Source organism: Streptococcus oralis (assembly GCF_003944215.1).
Lineage (GTDB): Bacteria > Bacillota > Bacilli > Lactobacillales > Streptococcaceae > Streptococcus > Streptococcus oralis_BI.
This window is the reverse complement of the sequence record NZ_RJVZ01000044.1, coordinates 1-560: the sequence shown is the minus strand read 5'-3', so window position 1 is coordinate 560 and position 560 is coordinate 1. Positions and strand designations below refer to the sequence as shown.

Annotated in this window: 1 protein-coding gene; it reads left to right on the top strand. The window is 49.3% G+C overall.

Annotated elements, in window-relative coordinates; translation table 11 throughout:
* Positions 1-560: hypothetical protein (locus D8804_RS10005; RefSeq protein WP_185774065.1), on the top strand; the 560-nt coding region annotated here is incomplete at both ends.

Below are 560 nucleotides of genomic sequence, written 5' to 3'. Positions count from 1 at the left end.
TCAGCGTCTGTAAGTTCAAGCCAATCAGCATCTGTATCAGCTAGCCAATCAGCATCAGCATCTGTAAGTGCAAGCGACTCAGCGTCTGTATCAGCTAGCCAATCAGCAAGCGCATCTGTAAGTGCAAGTCAAAGTGCTTCAACATCAGTAAGCGCCAGCCAAAGTGCCTCAGCTTCAGCATCTAACAACCAGAACTCAGCTTCTATCTCAGCAAGCGCGAGCCATTCTGCGTCAATTAGTGCGAGCCAATCAGCTTCAGCATCAGTATCAGCAAGCATCAGTGCGAGCCAATCAGCATCTGTATCAGCTAGCCAATCAGCTTCAGCATCTGTAAGTGCAAGCGACTCAGCGTCTGTATCAGCTAGCCAATCAGCAAGCGCATCTGTAAGTGCAAGTCAAAGTGCTTCAACATCAGTAAGCGCCAGCCAAAGTGCCTCAGCTTCAGCATCTAACAACCAGAACTCAGCTTCTATCTCAGCAAGCGCGAGCCAGTCTGCGTCAATTAGTGCGAGCCAAAGCGCATCAGCATCAGCTAGTCAATCAGCTTCAGCATCTGTAAG